The sequence below is a fragment of the Pseudomonas sp. SWRI99 genome, assembly GCF_014270125.1.
In the GTDB taxonomy this organism is placed as follows: Bacteria; Pseudomonadota; Gammaproteobacteria; order Pseudomonadales; family Pseudomonadaceae; genus Aquipseudomonas; species Aquipseudomonas hamedanensis.
The window spans coordinates 21348-45274 of the sequence record NZ_JABWQR010000026.1 but is presented as its reverse complement, the minus strand read 5'-3'; the positions used below and the strand labels follow the sequence as shown (position 1 = coordinate 45274).

The 23927-nt window shown below is 63.3% G+C and carries 8 protein-coding genes; 3 read left to right on the top strand and 5 right to left on the bottom strand.

What is annotated here, in order from left to right; all coding sequences use genetic code 11:
* Positions 1 to 21: 21 nt before the first annotated feature.
* From HU743_RS20285 to HU743_RS20270, 4 genes are all read right to left on the bottom strand, one after another.
* The gene (locus tag HU743_RS20285) at positions 22 to 411 is read right to left on the bottom strand and encodes a hypothetical protein (protein WP_186650838.1); all 390 of its coding nucleotides are present in this window, start codon (positions 409 to 411) and stop codon (positions 22 to 24) included.
* Between the two features lie 393 nt (positions 412 to 804).
* Positions 805 to 2631, bottom strand: a complete 1827-nt coding sequence (locus HU743_RS20280) for a glycoside hydrolase family 15 protein (RefSeq protein ID WP_186650836.1) — start codon at positions 2629 to 2631, stop codon at positions 805 to 807.
* Entirely contained in the window at positions 2624 to 3424 is an 801-nt protein-coding gene (locus HU743_RS20275) for an SDR family oxidoreductase (protein ID WP_186650834.1), read from the bottom strand. Before HU743_RS20275 ends, HU743_RS20280 begins: the two co-directional genes overlap by 8 nt.
* 127 nt (positions 3425 to 3551) lie before the next feature.
* Positions 3552 to 4556 carry a Camphene synthase gene (locus HU743_RS20270; protein WP_186650832.1) on the bottom strand — a complete coding sequence of 335 codons (1005 nt, stop codon included), beginning with the start codon at positions 4554 to 4556 and terminating at the stop codon, positions 3552 to 3554.
* A 264-nt stretch (positions 4557 to 4820) separates the two neighbouring features.
* Here HU743_RS20270 and HU743_RS20265 point away from each other — a divergent pair, with 264 nt between their 5' ends.
* Positions 4821 to 5993 carry an MFS transporter gene (locus tag HU743_RS20265; protein ID WP_186650830.1) on the top strand — a complete coding sequence of 391 codons (1173 nt, stop codon included), beginning with the start codon at positions 4821 to 4823 and terminating at the stop codon, positions 5991 to 5993.
* Positions 5994 to 6099: 106 nt separating this feature from the next.
* Here HU743_RS20265 and HU743_RS20260 read toward each other — a convergent pair whose 3' ends face one another.
* Positions 6100 to 7233 carry a cupin-like domain-containing protein gene (locus HU743_RS20260; protein ID WP_186650828.1) on the bottom strand — a complete coding sequence of 378 codons (1134 nt, stop codon included), beginning with the start codon at positions 7231 to 7233 and terminating at the stop codon, positions 6100 to 6102.
* Between the two features lie 130 nt (positions 7234 to 7363).
* On the opposite strand from HU743_RS20260, the gene HU743_RS20255 reads away from it, so the two are divergent.
* Both HU743_RS20255 and HU743_RS20250 read left to right on the top strand, forming a co-directional pair.
* Positions 7364 to 8098 (top strand): alpha/beta fold hydrolase, encoded by a 735-nt coding sequence (locus tag HU743_RS20255; RefSeq protein WP_186650826.1) that lies wholly within the window; start codon positions 7364 to 7366, stop codon positions 8096 to 8098.
* A gap of 254 nt (positions 8099 to 8352) precedes the next feature.
* Entirely contained in the window at positions 8353 to 23916 is a 15564-nt protein-coding gene (locus HU743_RS20250) for a non-ribosomal peptide synthetase (protein WP_186650824.1), read from the top strand.
* Positions 23917 to 23927: the final 11 nt, after the last annotated feature.

Sequence of the window (23927 nt, the reverse complement as noted above, 5' to 3'; positions counted from 1 at the left end):
GACGCGCACCAACGAACGGCACTAAGCCTCAACTTCCGCCACCTGATTGAAATACTTGGTCCGATCCGGGGTAAACGTCACTTTCATTTTCGTCCGCGAGCATGTCAGCGAACGTTCCTCAGCCAAATCAATATCCAGATCTTCACCACGCAAACCCTGCCACTGCGCGAGATATTTCAGCGAGCCGTATTTCTCGTTTTTCTTCAGGCTGCGACTGACGCCGCCCTTCCAGCCGAGCACCGGCAATTCGCCTGCAAGGCATCGCTGAGCCAGATCGGGAAAGCGCTCGGCACGCTGGCGGCCGATTTCCCAGCATTTGATCAGGCCTTTATCGGCGGCTTCCCAGAGCTGGGTGCGGGTCAGCCCGGTGCGAAGAGGGGAGTCGATGCTGCGCTGGACGTGGTGAGGCATTCCGGTTCCTTGAATTCGGGGGTGGTTGGACAGCTCCGCTGTGCCCGTTGCGTTGGATGGTAGGTGCGGATGTAACCGCTGGCAACAGGGTATTTCCGGGTGTGACTGCAAGTTGCAGGGGGAGGATAGTCCAAGGGATGTTGAGGCGGTGTAATCCCCATGAGACGCGTGTTTTGTGGCGAGGGAGCTTGCTCCCGCTCGGCTGCGCAGCAGGCGCAAAGCCAGGCAATGCGGTCCCTCTGGACGGATGGAGACGCAGGGTTTGGGGCCGCTTCGCGACCCAGCGGGAGCAAGCTCCCTCGCCACAAAGGAATTATTTTGCTGATGGCTGCGTAGGACTTGGCCTGGTAAAGCACAGTTTTGTGGAATATGTCCTACAGACGGTGGCGAGATTTACGGCTGCCAGGAACTCTTTTCCCCACTCAACTTGCGATCCAGAAAACTCGCCGCACTGATCAACGCCAGATGCGTCAGCGCTTGCGGCGTGTTGCCCAAGTGCCGGCCATGGCTGTCGAACTCTTCGGCATACAGCCCCAGCGGATTGGCATACCGCAGCAACTGTTCAAACTCCAGATGCGCTTTTTCCACTTGCCCGGCGCGGGCCAGGCATTCGACGTACCAGAACGAGCATGCGGCGAATGCGCCTTCGGTACCGCTGAGGCCATCGATATTGCCGTCGTCGTTGCGGTAGCGATAAACCATGCCGTCGCGCACCAGACTTCTTTCGATCGCTGCGAGCGTCGACAGCCAGCGCGGGTCCTTGGCACTGACGAAACGCACCAGCGGCATCAACAGCATCGAGCCATCCAGCGCGGTGCCACCCTTGTACTGGACGAAATGTCCGCGCTCTTCATTCCAGAAGTTGTCCCAGATGTCGGCATAAATCGCTTGCCGGGTCTGATCCCAACGGGCGAACGGTGCCGGCAGCGAGCGTTTCGAGGCCAGACGGATGGCGCGGTCCAGGGCCACCCAGCACATCAAGCGTGAGTGCAGAAAGTGATGCTGCTCGCCGCGCATTTCCCAGATGCCGACATCCTCGGTCTGCCAGGTTTCACAGACCTGATCGACCACTTCGCAGACGTGCTTCCAGCCTTCATGGGAAATCGCGTCGCCGTATTTGTTGACCAGATAAACCGCGTCCATCAGCTCGCCAAAAATGTCCAGCTGGATTTGCTCAAAGGCGCCGTTGCCGATGCGCACCGGTGTTGCGCCGCCGTGGCCGGACAGGTGCGTCAGTTCGGTCTCCGGCAACTCCTGGCGGCCGTCGATGGCGTAGAGAATGTTCAACTTCATCGGTTTGCCGCAGCAATCGCTGACCCGTCCACGCAGCCATTGCATGTAGTGGTTGGCTTCATCGACAAAACCCAAACGCATGAACGCATACACCGTGAACGACGCATCGCGGATCCACGTGTAGCGGTAATCCCAGTTGCGTTCGCCGCCGGGGGTTTCCGGCAGGCCGAAGGTGGCGGCGGCGAGGATCGCGCCGTGCTTGCGCGAGGTCAGCAGTTTCAGGGCCAGGGCCGAGCGGTTGACCATTTCTCGCCAGCGACCGCGATAGTTGGACTGGCCGATCCAGCCGCGCCAGAACAGCAAGGTGCGCTGTAGGCACAGTTCAGCGGCTCCTGCGGCGAAGCGCGGGTCGTCGCTGGCGCCGAGCATGAACGCGGCGGTTTCATTTTGTTTGAGGGTGAACTGCGCCACCGCCGCGTTGGCGTCGAGCGTTAACCGCTGATCCGAGGCCAGGCGCAGTGACGGCTGGTCGGCGGCGCTGAACGTCACGTCCTTATCGTCCCACTGCGCCTGAGTATCGGCGCGGCCGTAATCATGGCGCACCGCGCAGCGCAGGTGGAACGTCGCCGAGCCGCTGACCACACGCACACGGCGCATCAGCAGCGGCAGGGCGTCTTCATGGTCGCCGATGGGCAAAAGATCGGTGACCTCGACCACCGCTTGTTCACTCAACCAGCGAGTCTGCAAGACGTTGGTGTCGGGCAGATAAATCTGCTCGCGCCGGGCGCCGGGCAAGTCCGGTGCGAGCTGGAAAATCCCTGCCTCAGGCGTGTCCAGCAACGAACAAAAAATCGAGGGGCTGTCGAACTCCGGCCAGCAGAAAAAATCTACACTGCCCCTGTTGTTGACCAGCGCCGCACTGCGCATGTCGCCAATGATGCCGTGGGCATCGATGGCGCTTTGGCGTTCCGGATGATGATCAGCCATTGCCGCGAAACCCCGGATAGAGGCTCATGCCGCCATCGATGAATAGCGTGGTGCCGACGATATAGTCAGACAGGTCGGAGGCGAGAAAGACCACCGCGTTGGCGACATCTTCGACGTCGCCGATGCGGCCGTAGGGAATCAGTTCGAGCAGTTTCTCTCCCGCCGCACCTTCAGTGGCGTCACGGTTGATCGCCGTGCGAATCGCCCCCGGGGCAATGCTGTTGATGCGGATGCGCTGGTGACTGACCTCCTGGGCCAGGCTCTGCATCAATTGATCGACGCCACCCTTGGACGCCGCATAGTTGACGTGCCCGGCCCAGGGAATGCGCTGGTGCACCGAACTCATGTGAATGATCTTGCCGGCGGCCCGGGACACGCCTTCGCGCACGCCCTGACGCTGGAAAATCCGCAACGCCGCGCGGGCGCAGAGAAACTGCCCGGTGAGGTTGACGCCGATCACCGTGTTCCAGTCGTCCAGCGTCATGTCCACCGCTGCGGCGTCTTTCTGCAGGCCGGAGTTGGCCACCAGAATGTCCAGCGAACCGAAGGCGTCGACGGTCTCGGCAAACAGCCGCTCAACCTCGTCTTCTTTCGAGACATCGGCACCGATGGCGAGCGCTTTGCCGCCCTCGGCGTTGATTTTCGCAGCCAGTTCTTCAGCGGGTCTGGCGCTGCTGTTGTAGTTGATGACGACGGCGGCACCGGCGGCGGCCAGTGCCTGGGCGGCGGCGTGGCCGATGCCGGAGCTGGCGCCGGTGATAACGGCCACCTGGCGGGCGAGGGAGATGTGCATAAATGTCAGCGCCTGAGCGTGGATTTAACTAGCTGACTGGTGCGCGCAGGCGAGAGTTCAGCAAAGGGCGCAGGAAAATCACTCTGCTGTCGTCATCTTCATGGCGATCCGGGGTTCAACAGAGCGCTCAGATCCGGTAACGGGCGCTGTGTTTGTGCCATTCCCAATTGCCTGCGATCCACGCAGTCAGGCCCGTCAGATAACGTTTGAGCAATGGCGTGGCATCGCTGAGCAACTGCCGCTCCAGCGCCACATATTGCTGCATCACTGCATCATGAATATCCGCGGCTTTATCGATGGCGTCCTGTAACGAACAGTTATGTCTGGCCGCCAACAAGTAAGGAAGCTTGAAGTCGCCCGTTTCCTTGAGGTGTTCCTTGTAGGCGGAATACAGGTCATTGACCAGGGTGGTGGCCAGGGAAGCGAGTGCGCTGATGCGGTGGACGTCCGGCCTGGCATACAGGTTGGCTGGCACCTCATAGCCATCAATGGCATCGATCAGTACCTGGCAGGGCCAGAAACTGTTGACTTGCCGGCTCGCCAGATATTCGGCAATGGTCGGCTGGGTGCCGTAGATACGCCACGGACCTTCCGCCGCCATGGTAACGAACATGGCGATAGTGATTTGGCGCACGCGGGCTACCTGCGACGGCGTGCAAAAGTGTGCCACTCGCTCCATGTAGGCCAACAGTCCTCTGATCACCGGATCTGCCCTTTGCTGTTGCAACAGTTCGCCGTCGAAGGGGGCGGGCAAATACGCCGGATCAATGGCGGTAATGGCGAACGACAGTTTCTCCGCCACTTTCTCGGGGCTGCCACCGAGTGACGGGTCGTCGCAATAGTGGTCATCCACTGCGAACAGCGCGGCGAAACATTGGGCGGCGAGTAGCAGCCTGTCCGGATCGTCCGTGTCGGCGTGACACAACATGGCATAGCGACCGAAATCGCTGGCACGCAATTTTTCATGCTTGCCGGCGAAGATTCCCACGGTCGGTATCCAGGCCATCAGGCGCTCGTTGACCTCTCGGCCCAACGCTTTATCCACGCGTGTCGGTGGCGGGCAAAATAGACTGCGCACGACGAATGGAGGAGTCGCGCTGCGTGGTGGCGCGGTTGTTTGCGGCGGCTTCATGGCGAAATTCCTGCTGGCGTAGAACTGCCTCCATCAAAGCGCGCTGTAGGGAAAAGCACACCTGTCAGGTCTGACAGGTGCATAGGCATTTTCGACGAGTGGTCAGGGGCAGCGGGCAGGCAGCCCTGTCGTGTGGCCAAGCCATTGCAGCGAAAGCAAGCCATGACCACGGTTCTCCCGGTGCTTCACATTCCACTAACAATTCGCCGCTTCCACGCGCTTGAACCCTATGGCAAGTTGGCTGCCCTTGATGAGGCAGTCCCCATGGCAAACCCGTACCGCGAACTGTTCACCGCCCCCGGCGCCCGTGCGTTTGTGCTGGCGGGAATGATTGCGCGCATGCCGATTTCCATGACCGGCATCGGCGTGATCACCATGCTCGCGCAATTGACCGGCGGCTATGCACTGGCCGGCGCGGTGGCGGCGACGTTTGCCCTGGCAACGGCATTTTGCGCGCCGCAGGTGTCGCGGCTGGTTGATCGCTACGGTCAGGGGCGGGTTCTGCCGATAGCGGCGCTGACGGGCGGCGGCGGGTTATTGATGCTGCTGTTGTGCACGCGAATGCAGGCGCCGAACTGGACATTGTTTGTCTGCGCCGCGCTGGCCGGCTGCATGCCGAGCATGTCGGCGATGGTGCGGGCGCGCTGGACTGAGATCTACCGTGGCCAGCCGCAATTGCAGACGGCCTATGCGCTGGAGTCGGTGCTCGACGAGGTCTGCTTTATCGTCGGGCCACCGCTGTCGGTGGGCTTGTCCGTCGCGGTGTTTCCCGAGGCCGGGCCGTTGGCGGCGTTGTTGGCGCTGGCGATCGGCGTGACGGTGTTCGTCGCCCAGCGCAGCACCGAGCCGCCGGTGCATCCGCATGAGTCGCAGCATCAAGGCTCGATCATTCGTTCGACGGATGTTCAGTGGCTGCTGGCCTTGATGCTCGCCATGGGCGTCATCGTCGGGGTGATCGATGTGGTCAGCGTCGCTTTCGCCCAGCAGCAGGGCCAGCCGGCGGCGGCGAGCATAGTCTTGTCGGTGTACGCCATCGGCTCGTGCCTGGCCGGCATCGCCTTCGGCGCAATGCGCTCGAAGCTGCCGTTACCGCGACTGTTTCTCTATGGCGGTGTGGCGACGGCAGTGACCACGTTACCGTTGCTGTGGGCGAGCAATATTGTCGGCTTGTCGCTGGCGGTGTTCGTGGCCGGGCTGTTTTTTTCGCCGACGCTGATCGTGGCGATGGCCCTGATCGAACGCATCGTGCCGCCGGCCAAACTCACCGAAGGCCTGACGTGGTTGGTGACGGGGTTGAGTATTGGCGTGGCGATCGGCGCCGCCGGATCAGGCGCGCTGGTGGATGCGTTTGGCGCGCGCAGCGGGTTTTGGCTGGCGATTGCGGCGGGCGCGGTGGTGCTGCTTTCAGCGTTTCAAAGTTTCCGCCACTTGAAATGAGATTCCATTGTGGGAGGGGGCTTGCTCCCGAAGGCGGTGGGTCAGATGGTGATGTGCTGACTGACCCACCGCTTCGCGAGCAGGCTCACTCCTACAGGGGATCGGGTTACCAGCCTCGGCCGGAGTTGACCCAGAAGTTGACCGATAACGACGTCGACACCGATTCCACCTGATGGAACCAGCCCTCCGGCAAGAACAGCAAATCCCCAGCCTCCAGCGTCACCCGCAGAAATGTCACCTCGCGCGCCGCCGGGAAGCGTTCATAGTCCGGCGCGTCCGGGTTGAAGTCGCAGCCGTCCAGGCCACCCTGTGGTGCCGTCGACCATGTACCGAGTGCCGCGCGGTGATGCGGGGCGGCGAGGGTGAATTTCTTCTGGCCCCAGACCTGAGCGAACAGGTTGTCGGTGTCATCGCGATGCAATGGCGTCAGCGTGCCTTTGGGGCCGATCCAGATGCGCGGCGGGATGAACAGCGAGGAGTCGAAGTAGGGCGGGTACTGGATCTGTTCCAGCAACTGCGCAGGCAAAATGTTGTTGCCCATGTATGCCGGCGGCTCGCCGTCTGGGCCTTTGACGGCCGGGCGGTCCAGCGAGGCGATGAAATCGGCCATCGACGTGGAGCGAAAATCACGCTCGGTGGAAAAGGTCTTCTTCACGTAATCGCCGTGGCGGGTGATGCCTTGCAATTGGGCAAAATGCACCAGCGATTCTTCGCGGCTGAGCTTGAACAGTGGCCAGTCGTGCAGGGCATTGCTGATGACCACCGGAACGCCGTAGGGCAGGTAATCGCGCTTGAACTGCTCGACCGACAGTTCGCTGCGCGCAATGCGTTCGACCACGGTCTGCACCGGCAGGCGCGCGGTCAGTCGTTCGCTGACCCGCGGCGGTGTCGGGTAGCGCTTGTTCATGTCGACCTTTTCCACGGTGGCGGCACCGCTGCGCGCATGGTCGATGATCTGCGGCAGCATCGTCGCCAGGCCCATGTTGCCGCCAATCTTCAGGCGCCCGCTGGCGAACAGCTCCTCGACGTTGGCGGTGCCGGCCATGATGCCCACGAAATCTTTTTCTGCCACTTCGATGGTCACGTCCGGGCTTGCATGGCGTCCGGCTTCGGTGCGTGTGGTCTGGCGAATTTCCGACCAGAAGGCCTGATGCGGGGCAAACACGAATTGAAAGACCCCTTCAATCCCGACGGCGCTGGCATTGGCGAACAGTAAACTCAGAATCGTCTGCAGGTCCACGGCGATGCCTCTTGTTGGTTTTGGCGTGAACAGGAGACGTGCCATGTGGGGGGAAATTTACCGCGCTGGTTAACTTTCAGCCGCGCTCGTGCGTTCTGTTAGCAATATGGTTTTTTTGGAGGTGAGCGCGGTGACTCAGTTGACACTGCTGTGCCTGCCGTATTCGGGGGCCAGTGCCATGGTGTACAGCCGCTGGCGGCGCAAACTGCCCGAGTGGCTGAAGTTGCAGCCTGTGGAATTACCGGGGCGCGGCATGCGTTTCGATGAAGCGTTGCAGACCGACATGCCGGCGCTGGTGCAGCAGTTGGCCCGTGAGCTGCGCGGTTCGCTGCAAGCGCCATATGCCCTGTTCGGTCACAGTCTGGGGGCGCTGCTCGCCATTGAACTGGCGCACGCCTTGCGCGCCCTGGGTTGTCCGCCGCCGGTGGCGCTGTTTGCCTCGGGCACCGCCGCACCGAGTCTGCGCGACGAATACGATCGTGACCTGGCGCGCCCCAAAACCGATGCCGAGTTGCTGGAGCAATTACGCTCGCTGCAGGGCACCAGCGCCGAGGCCCTGGAAAACCAGGAATTGATGAGCCTGACCCTGCCGATCCTGCGTGCCGACTTCCTGTTGTGCGGCAGCCATCGCCCGGTCGAGCGGCCACGGCTCGATTGCCCGGTCCACGTGCTCGGCGGCACCACCGATCGTGCGACCACCGAACAGTTGATCGGCTGGAGTCGGGAGACCGCCGGCAGTTTCTCCGTGGACATGTTTGCTGGCGGGCACTTTTTCATCCATGAACACGAAGCCAAAGTGCTGCGCCTGATAAAGGGGCATCTGGACGTTCATCATCGCCGGTTGGGTGCGCTGGCTGCTGTGTAACCGCTCCCCGAAATCAGCTCGAAACCTGTAGGAGTGAGCCTGCTCGCGATAGCGGTGTATCAGTCAAATCATCATTGTCTGGAATACCGCTACCGCGAGCAGGCTCACTCCTACACGGGTTTTTCATATCCGCAAACCTGCGCTTTGTCCCCCGCCTGACAGTTGTTCTCATTCGCTAATTTTTCCGGTCTGCATTCGTTTTATAGGGACGACGTGCCTTTGTGCTTCCTGCCTACTGATCCGGATGCTTAGAAATGAATGCTGAAGACTCCTTGAAACTCGCTCGCCGGTTTATCGGGTTGCCCCTGGAAAAGCGCCAGATGTTCCTGGCTGCGCTGAACAAGGAAGGTGTGGATTTCGCGCAATTCCCGATTCCCGCCGGTGTCGAGGCCGAGGATCGTCACGCGTTGTCCTACGCCCAGCAGCGCATGTGGTTTCTCTGGCAACTGGATCAGCACAGTGGCGCCTACAATCTGCCCGGTGCGGTGCGGCTCAACGGACCTCTCAACACCGTAGCGGTGGAGCAGGCGTTCGCCAGTCTGGTGGCGCGTCATGAAACCTTGCGCACGGTGTTCGAGCGTCAGGCCGATGACCGTTTGCGGCAGGTGCCGGGCAGTGCGCCGTTGCACGTCGAGCAGGTCGATCTGCGCGAGTTGCCGGCGCAGGCGCGTGAGCAAGCGGTACTGCGTGAGGTCGAAGCGCAATCGCTGCAGCCGTTCGATCTGGCGTGCGGACCCTTGCTGCGGGTGAAACTGCTGCGCCTGGCCGAGCACGAGCACGTGTTGCTGCTGACCCTGCACCACATCGTCTCCGACGGCTGGTCGATGAATGTCCTGATCGACGAATTCACTCGTTGCTACGACGCCCATGATGCGGGCGCCGAACCGCAACTGCCGGCGTTGCCGATCCAGTACATCGACTACGCGTTGTGGCAGCGGCGCTGGCTGGAGGCGGGCGAGCAGGCACGGCAACTGGAGTACTGGCAGGCGCGCCTGGGTGATGAGCACCCGGTGCTGGAACTGCCGACCGATCATTCGCGTCCGGCCGTGCCGAGCTATCGCGGCACCCGCCATGAATTCACCCTCGACAGCGAACTGGCGCAACAACTGCGCAGCACCGCGCGCAAGCACAACATCACCTTGTTCATGCTGTTGCTGGGCGCTTTCAATGTGCTGCTGCATCGCTATACCGGGCAGAACGACATCCGCATCGGCGTGCCGATCGCCAACCGTAACCGCGCCGAAGTCGAAGGCCTGATCGGCTTCTTCGTCAACACCCAGGTGCTGCGCACCGAGCTGGACGGCCAGACCCGCATCGCCGATCTGCTGCGCAACATCAAGGACACCGCGCTGGGCGCCCAGGCGCATCAGGACCTGCCGTTCGAGCGACTGGTCGAAGCGCTGAAACTGGAGCGCAGCCTGAGCCATACGCCGCTGTTCCAGGTGATGTACAACCACCAGCCGCAGGTCGCCGATCTGGCGGCCCTGACCACGGCGTCGGGGCTGCAACTGAGCGCGCTCGACTGGCAGAGCCGCACGACCCAATTCGACCTGACCCTGGACACCTATGAGCAGGGCGGCAAGCTGCGCGCGGCGCTGACCTATGCCAGCGATCTGTTCGAAGCCTCCACCATCGAACGTATGGCACGGCACTGGACGCGTCTGTTGCAAGCGATGGTCGGTGATGCCGAGCAGCGTATCGGCGAGCTGCCGCTGCTCGACGCAAATGAACTGCAAGTGCTGGTTCACGACTGGAACGACACCGCACAACGCTATCCGATCGAACAGTGCATGCACCAACTGATCGAGGCTCAGGTCGATCGCACCCCGCACGCCACGGCGCTGGCGTTCGGCGACACCGAGCTGAGCTATGCGCAGCTGGATGCCCGTGCCAACCAATTGGCCCATCTGCTGCGTGAGCAGGGCGTCGGCCCGGATGGACTGGTGGGCATCGCGATGGAGCGCTCGATTGAAATGGTCGTCGGCCTGCTGGCGATCCACAAGGCCGGCGGCGCCTACGTGCCGCTGGATCCTGAGTACCCGCAGGAACGCCTGGCCTACATGATCGAGGACAGCGCGATTACGCTGCTGTTGAGCCAAAGCAGTCTGCTGCAACGCTTGCCGGCCGAAGGGCTGACGGTGATCGCCGTTGATCGGGACGACGACTGGCTGGCGCGCTACAGCGATACGCGGGTGCAGGTGCCGATGCACAGCCTGAACCTGGCCTATGTGATTTACACCTCCGGCTCCACCGGTAAACCGAAGGGGGCCGGCAACAGTCACGCCGCGCTGGTCAACCGCTTGTGCTGGATGCAGCAAGCCTATGCGCTGGATCAGCGCGACGCGGTGTTGCAAAAGACCCCGTTCAGTTTCGACGTTTCGGTCTGGGAATTCTTCTGGCCATTGATGAGCGGCGCGCGTCTGGTGGTGGCGGCGCCGGGCGAGCACCGTGAGCCGGCGCGGCTGATCGAGACCATCGGCCGACATCACATCACCACGCTGCACTTCGTCCCGTCGATGCTCCAGGCGTTTATTCACGAGCCGGGCGTCGTGGCGTGCAGCAGTCTCAAACGCATCGTTTGCAGCGGTGAAGCGCTGCCGCTGGACGCGCAGTTGCAAGTGTTCGCCAAGCTGCCGCAAGCCAGGCTCTACAACCTTTACGGCCCGACCGAAGCGGCGATCGACGTGACTCACTGGACCTGCGTCGACGAGGGCGCCGACAGCGTGCCGATTGGCGAGCCGATCGCCAACCTGCGCACCCATGTGCTGGATGCACAATTGTCCCCGGTGCCGGCCGGTGTGGCCGGCGAGTTGTACCTGGGTGGTGCGGGTCTCGCACGCAGTTACCATCGGCGTCCGGCGCTCACCGCCGAGCGTTTTGTGCCGTGCCCGTTCCATGCTGGCGCGCGGTTGTACCGTACCGGTGACCGCGTGCGCCAACGCGCCGATGGCGTGATCGAATACCTGGGCCGTCTCGACCATCAGGTCAAGCTGCGCGGTTTGCGCATTGAACTGGGCGAAATCGAAACCCGGCTGATGCAACATCCATCGGTGCGCGAGGCGGTGGTCCTGGTGCAGGGCGGCAAGCATCTGGTCGCGTATCTGGTGCTCGCTGACGCCGAGCCGGACGCGCAATGGCAGCCAGCCCTGAAGGCGTGGCTGCTCGCCGGCCTGCCGGAATTCATGGTGCCGACGTATTTCATGCCGCTGCTGAAACTGCCGGTAACCGCCAACGGCAAGCTCGATCGCCGTGCCTTGCCGGAGCCGGAAGCGGCGGTTCAGCAGGCATTTATCGAACCTGAGGACGACCTGCAAAAAGCCCTCGCGGTGATTTGGCAGCAAGTGTTGGGCGCTGAACGAATCGGCCTGGACGACAACTTTTTCGAGCTCGGCGGTGACTCGATCATTTCGATCCAGGTGGTCAGCCGCGCCCGCCAGGCCGGCATTCGCCTGAGCCCGCGCGATGTGTTCCAGTACCAGACCGTGCGCAGTCTGGCGCTGGTCGCCACGTTCGACCAGCAAACCACTCAAGAGCAGGCTCCCGCCACTGGCGCGGTGCAGCTGACGCCAGTGCAGCATCATTTTTTCGATCAACCGATGGCGGTGCGTGGACACTGGAACCAGTCGCTGTTGCTGACTCCACGGCAAACCCTGCGGGCCGATGTCCTGGAGCGCGCGCTGACGCAGCTGCTCAACCAGCACGACGCATTGCGTCTGCGTTTCACTGAAACCGCGCAAGGCTGGCAGCAGGCCTATGCCGAGACCGTCAGCGAATCCGGCTTGTGGCAGCGCCAGGCGGACAGCGCCGCCACACTCGCCACATTGTGCGATGAGGCGCAACGCAGCCTTGATCTGCACGCCGGTCCGTTGTTGCGGCCGCTGCTGGTGCAGATGGCCGACAACACACAACGCCTGTTGCTGGTGATCCACCACCTGGCGGTCGACGGTGTTTCCTGGCGCGTCCTGCTGGAAGATTTGCAGCAGGCCTGCACGCAGCTGGAAAGTGGCGGCGGCGTGGTGCTGCCAGCGCGGACCAGCGCTTATCAGGCGTGGGCTGAACACCTGCATGAATACCTGCCGCAACTGAGTTCGCAGGTGCCGTACTGGCAGCAACAAACGGCGGCGGCCGAGTTGCCATGCGACCGCGCCGACGGCAGCCTGGAAAACCGTTTCGGGCAGAAAATCGAAGTGCGCCTGGACAGCGACCTCACCCGGCAACTGCTGCAAACCGCGCCGGCGGCTTATCGCACCCAGGTCAATGACTTGTTGCTGACTGCTCTGGCGCGAGTCATTTGCCGCTGGAGCGGTCAGCCCTCGGCACTGATCCAGCTGGAAGGGCATGGCCGCGAAGACTTGTTCGATGATCTCGACCTGACCCGCACCGTGGGTTGGTTCACCAGTCTGTTTCCGGTCAGCCTGCAACCGCTCGATAGCCTGTCGGCCTCAATCAAGTCGATCAAGGAGCAACTGCGTGCGGTGCCCGGCAAAGGCTTGGGTTATGGCGTGCTGCGTTACCTCGGTGAGCCAGCGGTGCAGCAGTCGCTCGCCGCGCTGACGCCGCCGCGCATCACCTTCAATTACCTCGGCCAGTTTGATCGCCAGTTCGACGAGGCTGCGCTCTGGGAACCGGCCCGCGAACGCAGCGGTACGGCGCAGGACGAGCAGGCGCCGCTGGCCAACTGGCTGACCGTCGAAGGCCAGGTGTATGGCGGCGAACTCGCCCTGCAATGGGGTTTCAGCGAGCAGATGTTCGATGCCGCGACCATCGCAACATTGGCCAGTGCTTATACCGACGAACTCAAGGCGCTGATCGACCATTGCTGCCAGACCCCGGCCGGCCAGGCGACACCGTCTGACTTCCCGCTGGCCAGCGTGACCCAGCAGCAACTCGACGAGTTACCGCTGACGCTGCCGGAGATCGAAGACCTGTATCCACTGTCGCCGATGCAGCAGGGCATGCTGTTCCACACCTTGTACGAGCCGCAGGTTGGCGCCTACATCAACCAGTTGCGCCTGGACATCAACGGCCTCGACCTCGTGCGTTTCAGCGCAGCCTGGCAAGCGGCGCTCGCGCGTCATGACATTCTGCGCAGCAGTTTTCACTGGCAGGGCCTGCACAGCGCGCATCAGGCGATTCATCGGCAGGTCGAGCTGCCATTGCAAGTGATCGAGCAGACCGATGCCGACCTTGATGCCTTGGCCGATGCCGAGCGCGAGCGGGGTTTCGAGCTGAGCGCCGCGCCGCTGTTGCGTCTGCAATTGGTGCGTAGCGGTGCGCACGCCTGGCACCTGATCTACACCAGTCATCACATCCTTATGGACGGCTGGAGCAACGCCCAATTGCTCGCCGAAGTGATCCAGCACTACGCCGGGCAAGCGCCGGGCAAACCGCTGGGCCAATACCGCGATTACCTCGGCTGGTTGCAGCAACAATCGGCCAGCGCGGGAGAGCAGTTCTGGACGGCCGCGCTGGCGCCGTTGCACACGCCGACGCTGCTCGCCGAAGCCTTGCGCCCACCGGTTGCCGGGCAGGGCAGTGAAGAGCTGATCGTTGCGCTCGATGAGGCCGCCACTCGCGAGCTGGCGGATTTCGCCCGCCAGCACAAAGTCACCCTGAACACCGTGATGCAAGCGGCGTGGGCGCTGTTGCTGCAACGCTATACCGGTCAGGATTACGTGGCGTTTGGCGCCACGGTTGCCGGTCGTTCGGCGGCATTGCCGGGCATCGAGCAACAGCTGGGGCTGTTCATCAATACGCTGCCGATGGTCTGCGGCGCAGCGCCGGACCAACCACTGGGCCAGTGGCTCGGCGAGTTGCAGGCGCAGAACCTGAGCATGCGCGAGTTTGAACATGTGCCGCTCTACGATATTCAGGGTTGGGCCGGGCACCAAGGTACAGCGCTGTTCGACAGCCTGTTGGTATTCGAAAACTTCCCGGTGGCCGAAGCGCTCAAGCGCGGCGCGCCGGCCGGGTTGTCCTTCGGCGACCTGCACAACCACGAACGCACCCACTACCCGCTGACCCTGGGCATCGAGCTGGCCGCCGGCCTGAGCCTGGAATTCAGCTACGACACCGCGCGTTTCAGTGCCGCGCAAGTGGCGCAGTTGAGCGCCAATCTGCAGCACTTGCTGGCGCAAATGGTTGCGACCCCTGACATCCGTCTCGGCGCGTTGCAGCTGCTGGACGATGCGGGGCGCGCGCAGGTGCTGGCCGCCAGTCAACCGCTGACGCTGCAACTGCGCAGCGAAGCGCTGGTGCACCAACGCTTTGCCGCCCAGGCGGCCGCGACGCCTCACGCGTTGGCATTGCAAGTCGGCGAGCAACAGCTGAGCTACGGCGAATTGAACGCGCAGGCCAACCGCCTGGCCCATCGCTTGCTGGCGCTTGGCGTCGCGCCCGGCCAGCGCATTGGCCTGGCGATGCGTCGCGGGCCGCAGTTGATCGTCAGCCTGCTGGCGGTACTGAAAAGCGCTGCGGCGTACGTACCGCTCGATCCGCAATACCCGGCTGAACGCCTCGCCTACATGATCAGTGACAGCCGTCTCGATCTGTTGCTGTGCGAATCCGATTTGCTGGCTGACCTGCCGCTGCCGACCACGCTGACGCGTCTGAGCCTTGGCGATCTGCAGGCTGAGCTGGCCGCTTATGCCGACACCGATCCAGACAACCAGGCAGTCGCGGCGGACCTCGCGTACGTCATCTACACCTCCGGCTCGACCGGGCAACCCAAAGGCGTGGCGATCGATCACGGTGCACTGCGCGAGTTCTGTCAGACCGCCGCCGAGTATTCGCAACTGACCGCCGAAGATCGCGTGCTGCAATTCGCGACCTTCAGCTTCGACGGTTTCGTCGAGCAGTGCTACCCGCCGCTGTGTGTCGGCGCGGCGCTGGTCATGCGCGGCGACGAGCCGTGGGATGTCGGCCAGATGGCCGTTGCAATCGTCGCGCACCAGGTGACACTCGCCGACTTGCCGGCGGCGTACTGGTATTTGCTGGCGCGCGAATGTGCCAATGGCCGCGTGGCCGGGCTGGGTCAGCTGCGTCAGGTTCACGTCGGTGGCGAGGCGATGTCCGTCGAGGGCTTGCGCCTGTGGCACGCCGCGGGTCTGGGCCATGTGCGGCTGCTCAATACCTACGGTCCGACCGAGGCGACGGTGGTGTCCAGCGTGCATGAATGCCGTCTGCAAGATGCCAGCGACACCTTCGGTATTCCGATTGGTCAGGCCACGGCGGGACGCGCGTTGTATGTGCTGGATGCGGCGGGCGAGTTGCTTGCGGCCGAAGGCGTCGGCGAACTGTACATCGGCGCGCAAGCGTGTCTGGCGCAGTGCTATTTCGACCGCCCGGCGCTGACCGCCGAGCGTTTCCTGCCGGACCCGTTCGGCGGCGAGCCGGGCGCGCGCCTGTATCGCAGCGGCGATCTGGCACGCTACAACGCGGCCGGTGCACTGGAATACGTCGGGCGCATCGACCACCAGGTGAAAATCCGCGGTTTCCGCATCGAAATGGGCGAAATCGAAGCCTGCCTGCAAGCGCTTGATCAGGTGCGCGAAGCGGCTGTGGTGGCTCAGGACGGCGCCGGCGGCGCGCAATTGCTGGCCTATGTCGTCGCGACCGAGCCGGCTCGGCTGGCGGACGACCCGCTGGCACAAACGGCATGGCTCGACCAGTTGAAAACCACGCTGCGTCAATCCCTGCCGGAATACATGGTGCCGGCGCATCTGGTACTGCTGGCGGCGTTGCCGTTGAATAACAACGGCAAACTCGATCGCAAAGCGTTGCCGAAGGTCGACCTGAGTCAAAGCCAATACGCTTACGTAGCGCCGAAAACCGCACTGCAACAACAGTTGGCGGCGATCTGGGAGGCGGTGCTGCACGTAGCGCCGGTGGGGCTGGACGATCACTTCTTCGAGCGCGGCGGTCATTCCTTGCTGGCGACCCAAGTGATTTCCCGGGTGCGCCATGAACTGGAACTCGACGTGCCGTTGCGGGTGTTGTTCGAGCAGCCGAGCCTCGGCGCTTTTGCCCAGGCCTGCGCGGCGCTGCAAACCAGCCATGTGCTGCCGATGGTCGCGCTGGAGCGTGGCCAGCCGCTGCCCTTGTCGTTTGCCCAGGAACGTCAGTGGTTCCTCTGGCAACTGGAGCCGGACAGCGCGGCGTACCACGTGCCGACCGCGTTGCACCTGCGCGGGCACTTGAATGTTGGCGCGCTGGATCAGGCTCTTCAGGCGCTGGTGGCGCGCCACGAATCGCTGCGCACGGTGTTTGTCGAGCAACCGACGCAGACCCTGCAAGTCATTCGCCCGACCGAACGGATAATCATCGAGCGGGCGCTTTTTGATTCTCGGAGCAGTTCTGCAGCGCTGAAGGCGCGGGTCGAGGCCGAAATCCAGCGGCCGTTCGATCTGCTCCAGGGGCCGTTATTGCGCGTGCTGTTGCTGGAGTTGTCCAGCGAGCACCACGTCCTGGTCATCACCGCCCACCACATCATTTCCGATGGCTGGTCGATGCAAGTCATGGTCGATGAACTGGTGCGTCTGTACGCCGGTTTCAGCGAGGCGCGCGATGTGCAGTTGGCGCCACTGACCTTGCAGTACGCCGACTACGCGGCGTGGCAGCGTCAATGGATGAATGACGGCGAAAGCGCTCGGCAACTGGCCTACTGGCGTGATCGCCTGGGTGGCGAGCAACCGGTGCTGGAGCTGCCGTTCGACTTCCCGCGTCCGGCGCAGCAGAGTTTCCGTGGTGCACGTTTTGACTTCGCACTGCCGGCCGATCTGGTGTCCGCGCTTGACGCCCTGGCACAGCGCGAAGGCGTGACGCTGTTCATGCTTCTGCTGGCCTCGTTCCAGACTTTGCTGCACCGCTACAGCGGCCAGCGCGACATTCGCGTCGGCGTGCCGGTGGCCAACCGTAATCGCCTGGAGACCGAGGGACTGATCGGTTTCTTCGTCAATACCCAGGTGCAGCGCGCCGAGATCGCGCCAGACCACGGTTTCGAGCAGTTGCTGCAACAGGTTCGGCATTCCGTGCTGGAGGCCCAGGCGTATCAGGATTTGCCGTTCGAGCAACTGGTGGATGCGCTGCAACCGCAGCGCAGCCTGAGCCACAGCCCGTTGTTCCAGGTGCTGTTCAATCACCAGAACCTTCAGCATCAGCCCGTCGGCCTGGCCGGTTTGCAGATGGAAGGGGTTGCCTGGGACAGCGCCGCGGCACAGTTCGACCTGACGCTGGACACCGCCGAGGTGCAGGGCGGTGTGGCGGCATCGCTGACGTACGCCACCGACCTGTTCAAGCATCAAACGATCGAGCAACTGGCGCGGCACTGGCTCAATGTGCTGCGCGCCGTGAGTCAGGACGCGTCGCGAGCAATTGGCGATTTGCCGTTGCTCGATGCTGCCGAACAGCAATTGATGCTGGCTGACTGGAACAGCCTGGAGCTGCCGCAGCCGACCGATTTCACCGTACCAGCGCTGGTCGAGGCGCAAGTGGCGGCGACGCCACAGGCATTGGCGATGATTTTCGGTGAACAGCAACTGAGCTATGCACAGTTGAATAACCGCGCCAATCGTCTGGCCGTGCAACTGCGCGAGCTGGGCGTCGCTGCCGAAGTGCGGGTCGGCGTGGCCTTGCCGCGCTCGGTGGAGATGATTGTTGCGCTGCTGGCCGTGCTCAAGGCCGGTGGTACCTATGTGCCGCTCGACCCGAGCTACCCGACCGAACGCCTGAGCTACATGCTCGAAGACAGCCGGGCGGTGCTGTTGTTGGTGGGCGCCGACGCGCCGTTGGCTGCGCTCGCGGCGCCGGGCCTGCGTGTGTTGGCGGTGACTGCCGAGGCCGATGATCTGTCGCCCGTCGACAATCTGCCGGCGCTCAGCAGCCCGGATAACCTTGCCTACGTGATTTACACTTCCGGTTCCACGGGCAAGCCCAAAGGCGTGGCGATCACCCATCGCAATGCGGCGGCGCTGATTCAGTGGGCCCACGGCGTTTACACCCGGGAGGATCTGCAAGGGGTACTGGCCTCGACGTCGATCTGCTTCGACCTGTCAGTGTGGGAACTGTTTGTGACCCTCGCCGGTGGCGGCTTCTTCGTCCTCGCGCAAAACGCGCTGGAACTGCCGGACCTGCCGGCGCGTGATCGGGTCAGCCTGATCAACACCGTGCCGTCGGCAATTGCTGCGCTGCATCAGGCCGGGCAGATCCCGCCGAGCGTGCGCATCATCAACCTTGCGGGCGAGCCGCTGAAACAATCGCTGGTCGATGCCTTGTACAGCCAGCCGACGCTGCAACACGTCTACGACTTGTATGGCCCGTCGGAAGACACCACGTACTCGACCTATGTGCGGCGCGAAGCCGGTGGCCAGCCGAGCATCGGTCGGCCGTTGGCCGGCACCGACAGTTTCGTGCTTGATGCCCGTCTGCAGCCAGTGCCGTTGGGAGTCGTCGGCGAGTTGTTCCTGGCCGGCGCGGGTCTTTCCCGGGGTTACTTGCTGCGCCCTGACCTGACGGCCGAGCGTTATCTGCCGAATCCGTTCAGCCGCACGGGCGAGCGCATGTATCGCACCGGGGACCTGGTGCGTTATCAGGCTGACGGTCAGATCGAATACCTCGGTCGCGTCGATCACCAGATCAAAGTCCGCGGTTTTCGTATCGAACTTGGCGAAATCGAAAAACGCCTGCTGGCCCACGCCGATGTTCACGAAGCGGTGGTCGTTGCGCGTGAAGGCCACACCGGCACGCAACTGGTCGGTTATGTGGTGAGCAAGGCGGATCCGCAGGTAGCCTCACTGGATGAGACGTTGCGTGACTGGCTCAAGGAAACCCTGCCGGACTACATGCTGCCGGCGCAGTTGATGTTCCTTGAGCAACTGCCGCTGACGCCGAACGGCAAGCTCGACCGCAAAGCCTTGCCGGCGCCGGATTTCAGCGCCGCGCCAGCCACGTATGTGGCGCCGCGCAATGCGCTGGAACAGGCGCTGGTCACGATCTGGCAAGACGTGCTCAAGCTGGCGCAAGTGGGCGTCACCGATAACTTCTTCGAACTCGGCGGCGACTCGATCGTGTCGATTCAAGTGGTCAGCCGGGCGCGTGCGGCGGGGATTCACTTCAGTGCCAAGGCGTTGTTCCAGCATCAGACCGTACAAGGTCTGGTGCGCGTGGCGCAGCAGTCCGAGGCCGTGGCGCTGATCGATCAGGGACCGGTGCGCGGCGCAACGCCGTTGCTGCCGATTCAGCATGATTTCTTTGCCCAGGCGATTGCCCAGCGTTCGCACTGGAACCAGTCATTGCTGTTGCGTCCGGCGCAAGCGCTGGATGCCCCGGCGCTGGAGCGCGCCTTGCTGGCGTTGCTGGAGCATCACGATGCGTTGCGCCTGAGTTTCGAACAGGCCACGCATGGCTGGGACGCGCTGCATTTGCCGGCGGACTGGCAGGACGGTGTGCTGTGGCAGGCGGATGTCGCCGACGCAACGGCGCTCGACGCCTTGGGCGACAAAGCCCAGCGCTCACTGGACATCGAGCGCGGGCCCTTGCTGCGTGCGGTGCTGGCACGGATGGCCGACGGTTCACAGCGTTTGCTGCTGGTCATTCACCACCTGGCGGTCGACGGTGTGTCGTGGCGCATTCTGCTGGAAGATTTGCAGACCGCGTACGGCCAGCATCTGGCCGGGCAAACGGTGCAACTGCCGCTCAAGACCAGCGCCTTCAAGGCGTTCGCCGAGCGCCTGCAACAGTACGCCGAGACCGCGCCGTTGCAGGCCGAACTCGCTTACTGGCAGGCGCAAGGCGCATTGGCCGAACTGCCGTGTGATAACCCGGCCGGCAGCCTGGAAAACCGCCATGCCATGGTCGTGCAGAGTCGCCTTGATGCGGGGCTGACCCGGCAACTGCTGCAAGACGCGCCGAGCGCTTATCGCACGCAAGTCAACGACCTGCTGCTGACCGCGCTGGCGCGCGTGATCTGCCGTTGGACCGGGCAACCGGCGACCTCGATCCAGCTCGAAGGCCATGGCCGCGAAGAACTGTTCGATGACATCGACCTGACCCGTACCGTCGGCTGGTTCACCAGCCTGTTCCCCCTGCGCCTGACCCCGCAGGAGCGTCTCGACGACTCGATCAAGGCAATCAAGGAGCAACTGCGCAACGTGCCGAACAAAGGCCTGGGGTTCGGCGTCTTGCGTCATTTGGGCGATGCCCCGGCGCGGGCCGCCCTCGCCGAGCTGGCGATGCCGCGGATCACCTTCAACTACCTCGGCCAGTTCGACAGTCAGTTCGATGAGCGCGCGTTGTTTGTGCCGAGCGCCGAAAAGGCCGGCGCCGAGCAAAGCGCCAGCGCACCGCTGAGCAACTGGCTGTCGCTCAACGGTCAGGTGTATGGCGGCGAATTGAGCCTGGACTGGAGCTTCAGTCGCGAAATGTTCGACGAAGCCACCGTCCAGCGTCTGGCCGATGACTACGCCACCGAGTTGAGCCTGCTCATTGCGCATTGCGTGAACCCTGTCAACGGCGGCTTTACGCCGTCGGACTTCCCGCTGGCGCCGCTGCAACAGGCGCAACTGGACGGGTTGGCGCTGGTCGCCCGCGACGTCGAAGACCTCTATCCACTGTCGCCGATGCAGCAGGGCATGCTGTTCCACAGCCTGTTCGCCGAAGGCAGCGGCGACTACATCAACCAGATGCGCGTCAGCGTGCACGGCCTCGATGTCGAGCGTTTCCGTGACGCCTGGCAAGCTACGGTGCAGGCCCACGAGGTGCTGCGCAGCGGTTTCATCTGGACCGGCGAGCAAGCACAACCGGTGCAAGTGGTGCAGCGTCAGGCGCTGTTGCCGTTCAGCGTGCAGGACTGGCGCGGGCAGGCCGGGCAGGCGCAAGCGCTCGAGGATCTGGCCAGCGCCGAGCGCGCGCACGGCTTCGATCTGAGCGTGGCGCCGCTGCTGCGTCTGCTGCTGGTGCGCACGGCCGACGATTGCCATGAACTGATCTACACCAGCCACCACATCCTGATGGACGGCTGGAGCAATTCGCAGTTGCTCGGCGAAGTGCTGCAACGCTACAGCGGTCAGGCGTTGCCGAACCGCGTCGGCCGTTACCGTGACTACATCGGCTGGCTGCAACGCCAGGATGCGCAGGCCGCGCAAACCTTCTGGAAAACCCAACTGAGCCTGCTTGATGAACCGACCTTGCTTGCCCGCGTCTGGGCTGACGGCGCGTCGGCGCAGGACAGCGGCCAGGGCCGTCACACGCAACTGCTCGACCCTCAGCAGACACGTCGCCTGAGCGAGTTTGCCCGCCACCACAAAGTCACGCTCAACACCGTCGTGCAAGGCGCGTGGCTGTTGCTGTTGCAGCGCTACACCGGTCAGTCGGCCGTGGCGTTCGGCGCAACCGTGTCGGGGCGCCCGGCAGATTTGCCGGGTGTCGAGCATCAGGTCGGGTTGTTCATCAACACCTTGCCGGTGATCGCCGCGCCGCGTCCGGAACAAGCGCTGGGCACGTGGCTGCAGGCCTTGCAGTCGCAAAACCTGGCATTGCGCGAGTACGAACACACGCCATTGTTCGATATCCAGCGCTGGGCCGGTCAGGGCGGCGAAGGGTTGTTCGACAGCCTGCTGGTGTTCGAGAACTACCCGGTGTCGGCGGCACTGGATAAGGGCGCGCCGCCAGGCATGCGCTTCGGTCAGGTGTCGAGCCATGAACAGACCAACCTGCCGCTGACCGTGCTGGTCGATCTGGGCGACACGCTGTCGCTGGAATTTGCCTACGCACGGCGGCATTTCAGCGCGGCGGTCATTGAGCAGATGGCCGGGCACATGCAGCAGTTGTTGCTGCAATTGAGTTGCGCATCGGCAGCAGAGCGGGTCGGCGACGTGCACCTGCTGGATGCCGCGCAGCAGCAAGCAGTGCTGCGCGATTGGAACCGCAATAGCGCGACGTTCCCGCAGACCGCCAGCCTGCATCAGCTGATCAGCGCGCAGGCGCAGCGCGCGCCCGATGCCATTGCACTGAGCCTCGACGAACAGCAACTGACGTACACCGAGCTGAACCGCCGCGCCAACCGTCTGGCCCATGCGCTGATCGAGCGCGGTGTCGGCCCGGACGTGCTGGTGGGCCTGGCGGCCGAGCGCTCGATCGAGATGATCGTCGGCATGTTGGCGATCCTCAAGGCTGGCGGCGCTTACCTGGCGCTGGATCCGCAATACCCGGCGGAACGGTTGCAGTACATGGTCGAGGACAGCGGCATCAGCCTGCTATTGATGCAACCGGGCGTGCTGGCGCATCTGACCTTGCCGGACAACGTCCAGACCTTGCTGTTGGGCGAGGCGGGCAACGGTTACCCGGCAAGCGATCCGCAGGTGGCGGTCGACAGTGACAACCTCGCTTATGTGATTTACACCTCCGGTTCCACGGGCAAACCGAAAGGCACGCTGCTCGCGCACCAACAGGTATTGCGCCTGTTCGCGGCCACCGAGCGCGGGTTCAACTTCGGCGCCGAAGACCGCTGGACCCTGTTCCACTCCTACGCGTTCGACTTCTCGGTCTGGGAAATCTTCGGCGCGCTGCTGCACGGCGGGCGTCTGGTGATCGTGCCGCACGCGGTGAGCCGCTCGCCCCAGGCGTTCTACGACTTGCTCTGCCGCGAGCAAATCACCGTCCTCAACCAGACGCCTTCGGCATTCAAGCAACTGATGCAGGTGGCGACCGACTCCCGGCAGAGCGCAGAACTGGCGCTGCGCTATGTGGTGTTCGGCGGCGAAGCGCTGGAGGTCAAAAGCCTGCGTCCATGGTTCGAGCGCTTCGGTGACAGCGCGCCGCAACTGATCAACATGTACGGCATCACCGAAACCACCGTGCACGTCACTTATCGGCCGCTGTCGCTGGCGGACTTGCACAACGAGGCGGGCAGTCCGTTGGGTGAGCCGATAGCGGACTTGTCCTGGTACGTGCTGGATGCCGATTTCAATCCGGTCGCCAAGGGTTGCATCGGTGAATTGCACGTCAGCGGTGCCGGTCTGGCGCGGGGGTATCTGAACCGCGCCGACCTCAGCGCCCTGCGTTTCGTGCCGAACCCGTTCAGCGAGAATGGCGAACGCTTGTATCGCACCGGCGACCTGGCGCGCTATTGCGCCGATGGGCGGATCGAATACAGCGGGCGCATCGACCATCAGGTCAAGATTCGTGGCTTCCGTATCGAGCTGGGTGAAATCGAGGCGCAACTGCTTGCCGTGCCGGGCGTTCGTCAAGCTGTGGTCCTTGATCAGCCGGGCGCTGGCGGCGTGCAACTGGTGGCGTACCTCGTCACGGCGCAACCGGTCGAGCCGGCAGAGCAGGGCGCCTGGCGTGAGCGGGTGCGTCTGGCACTCAAGGGCAATCTGCCGGACTACATGGTGCCTGCGCACCTGCTGTTGCTCGACAGCCTGCCGCTGACCGCGAACGGCAAACTGGATCGCCGTGCCCTGCCGCCACCCGACGCGCAACTGTTGCAGAACGCCTACGTGGCGCCCGTCAGTCCACTCCAGCAGCAAATCGCCGGAGTCTGGGGCGAGGTGCTGAAACTTGAGCGGGTCAGCCTCAGCGACAACTTCTTCGAGCTGGGCGGCCATTCGCTGCTGGCGACTCAGGTGGTGCTGCGTCTGCGCGAGGTGCTGGGTGTCGAAATCCCGCTGGCGAGCCTGTTCGGCAGTGCCGATCTGGCGGCTTTCAGCGAGGCGGTACAAGCCCTGCAACCCGATTCGCAGCCCGTTCATGATGTTTTGGCTAAATCCTTGGAGGCTCTCAATCGTTTATCAGCAGATGAACTTGAAAAACTGATTTCCTAACGAGGACCACG

Bases quoted from the DNA above. Each gene is read 5' to 3' on its own strand.
- HU743_RS20285 (WP_186650838.1), bottom strand. From the start codon at position 411: ATGCCTCACCACGTCCAGCGCAGCATCGACTCCCCTCTTCGCACCGGG.
- HU743_RS20280 (WP_186650836.1), bottom strand. From the start codon at position 2,631: ATGGCTGATCATCATCCGGAACGCCAAAGCGCCATCGATGCCCACGGC.
- HU743_RS20275 (WP_186650834.1), bottom strand. From the start codon at position 3,424: ATGCACATCTCCCTCGCCCGCCAGGTGGCCGTTATCACCGGCGCCAGC.
- HU743_RS20270 (WP_186650832.1), bottom strand. From the start codon at position 4,556: ATGAAGCCGCCGCAAACAACCGCGCCACCACGCAGCGCGACTCCTCCA.
- HU743_RS20265 (WP_186650830.1), top strand. From the start codon at position 4,821: ATGGCAAACCCGTACCGCGAACTGTTCACCGCCCCCGGCGCCCGTGCG.
- HU743_RS20250 (WP_186650824.1), top strand. From the start codon at position 8,353: ATGAATGCTGAAGACTCCTTGAAACTCGCTCGCCGGTTTATCGGGTTG.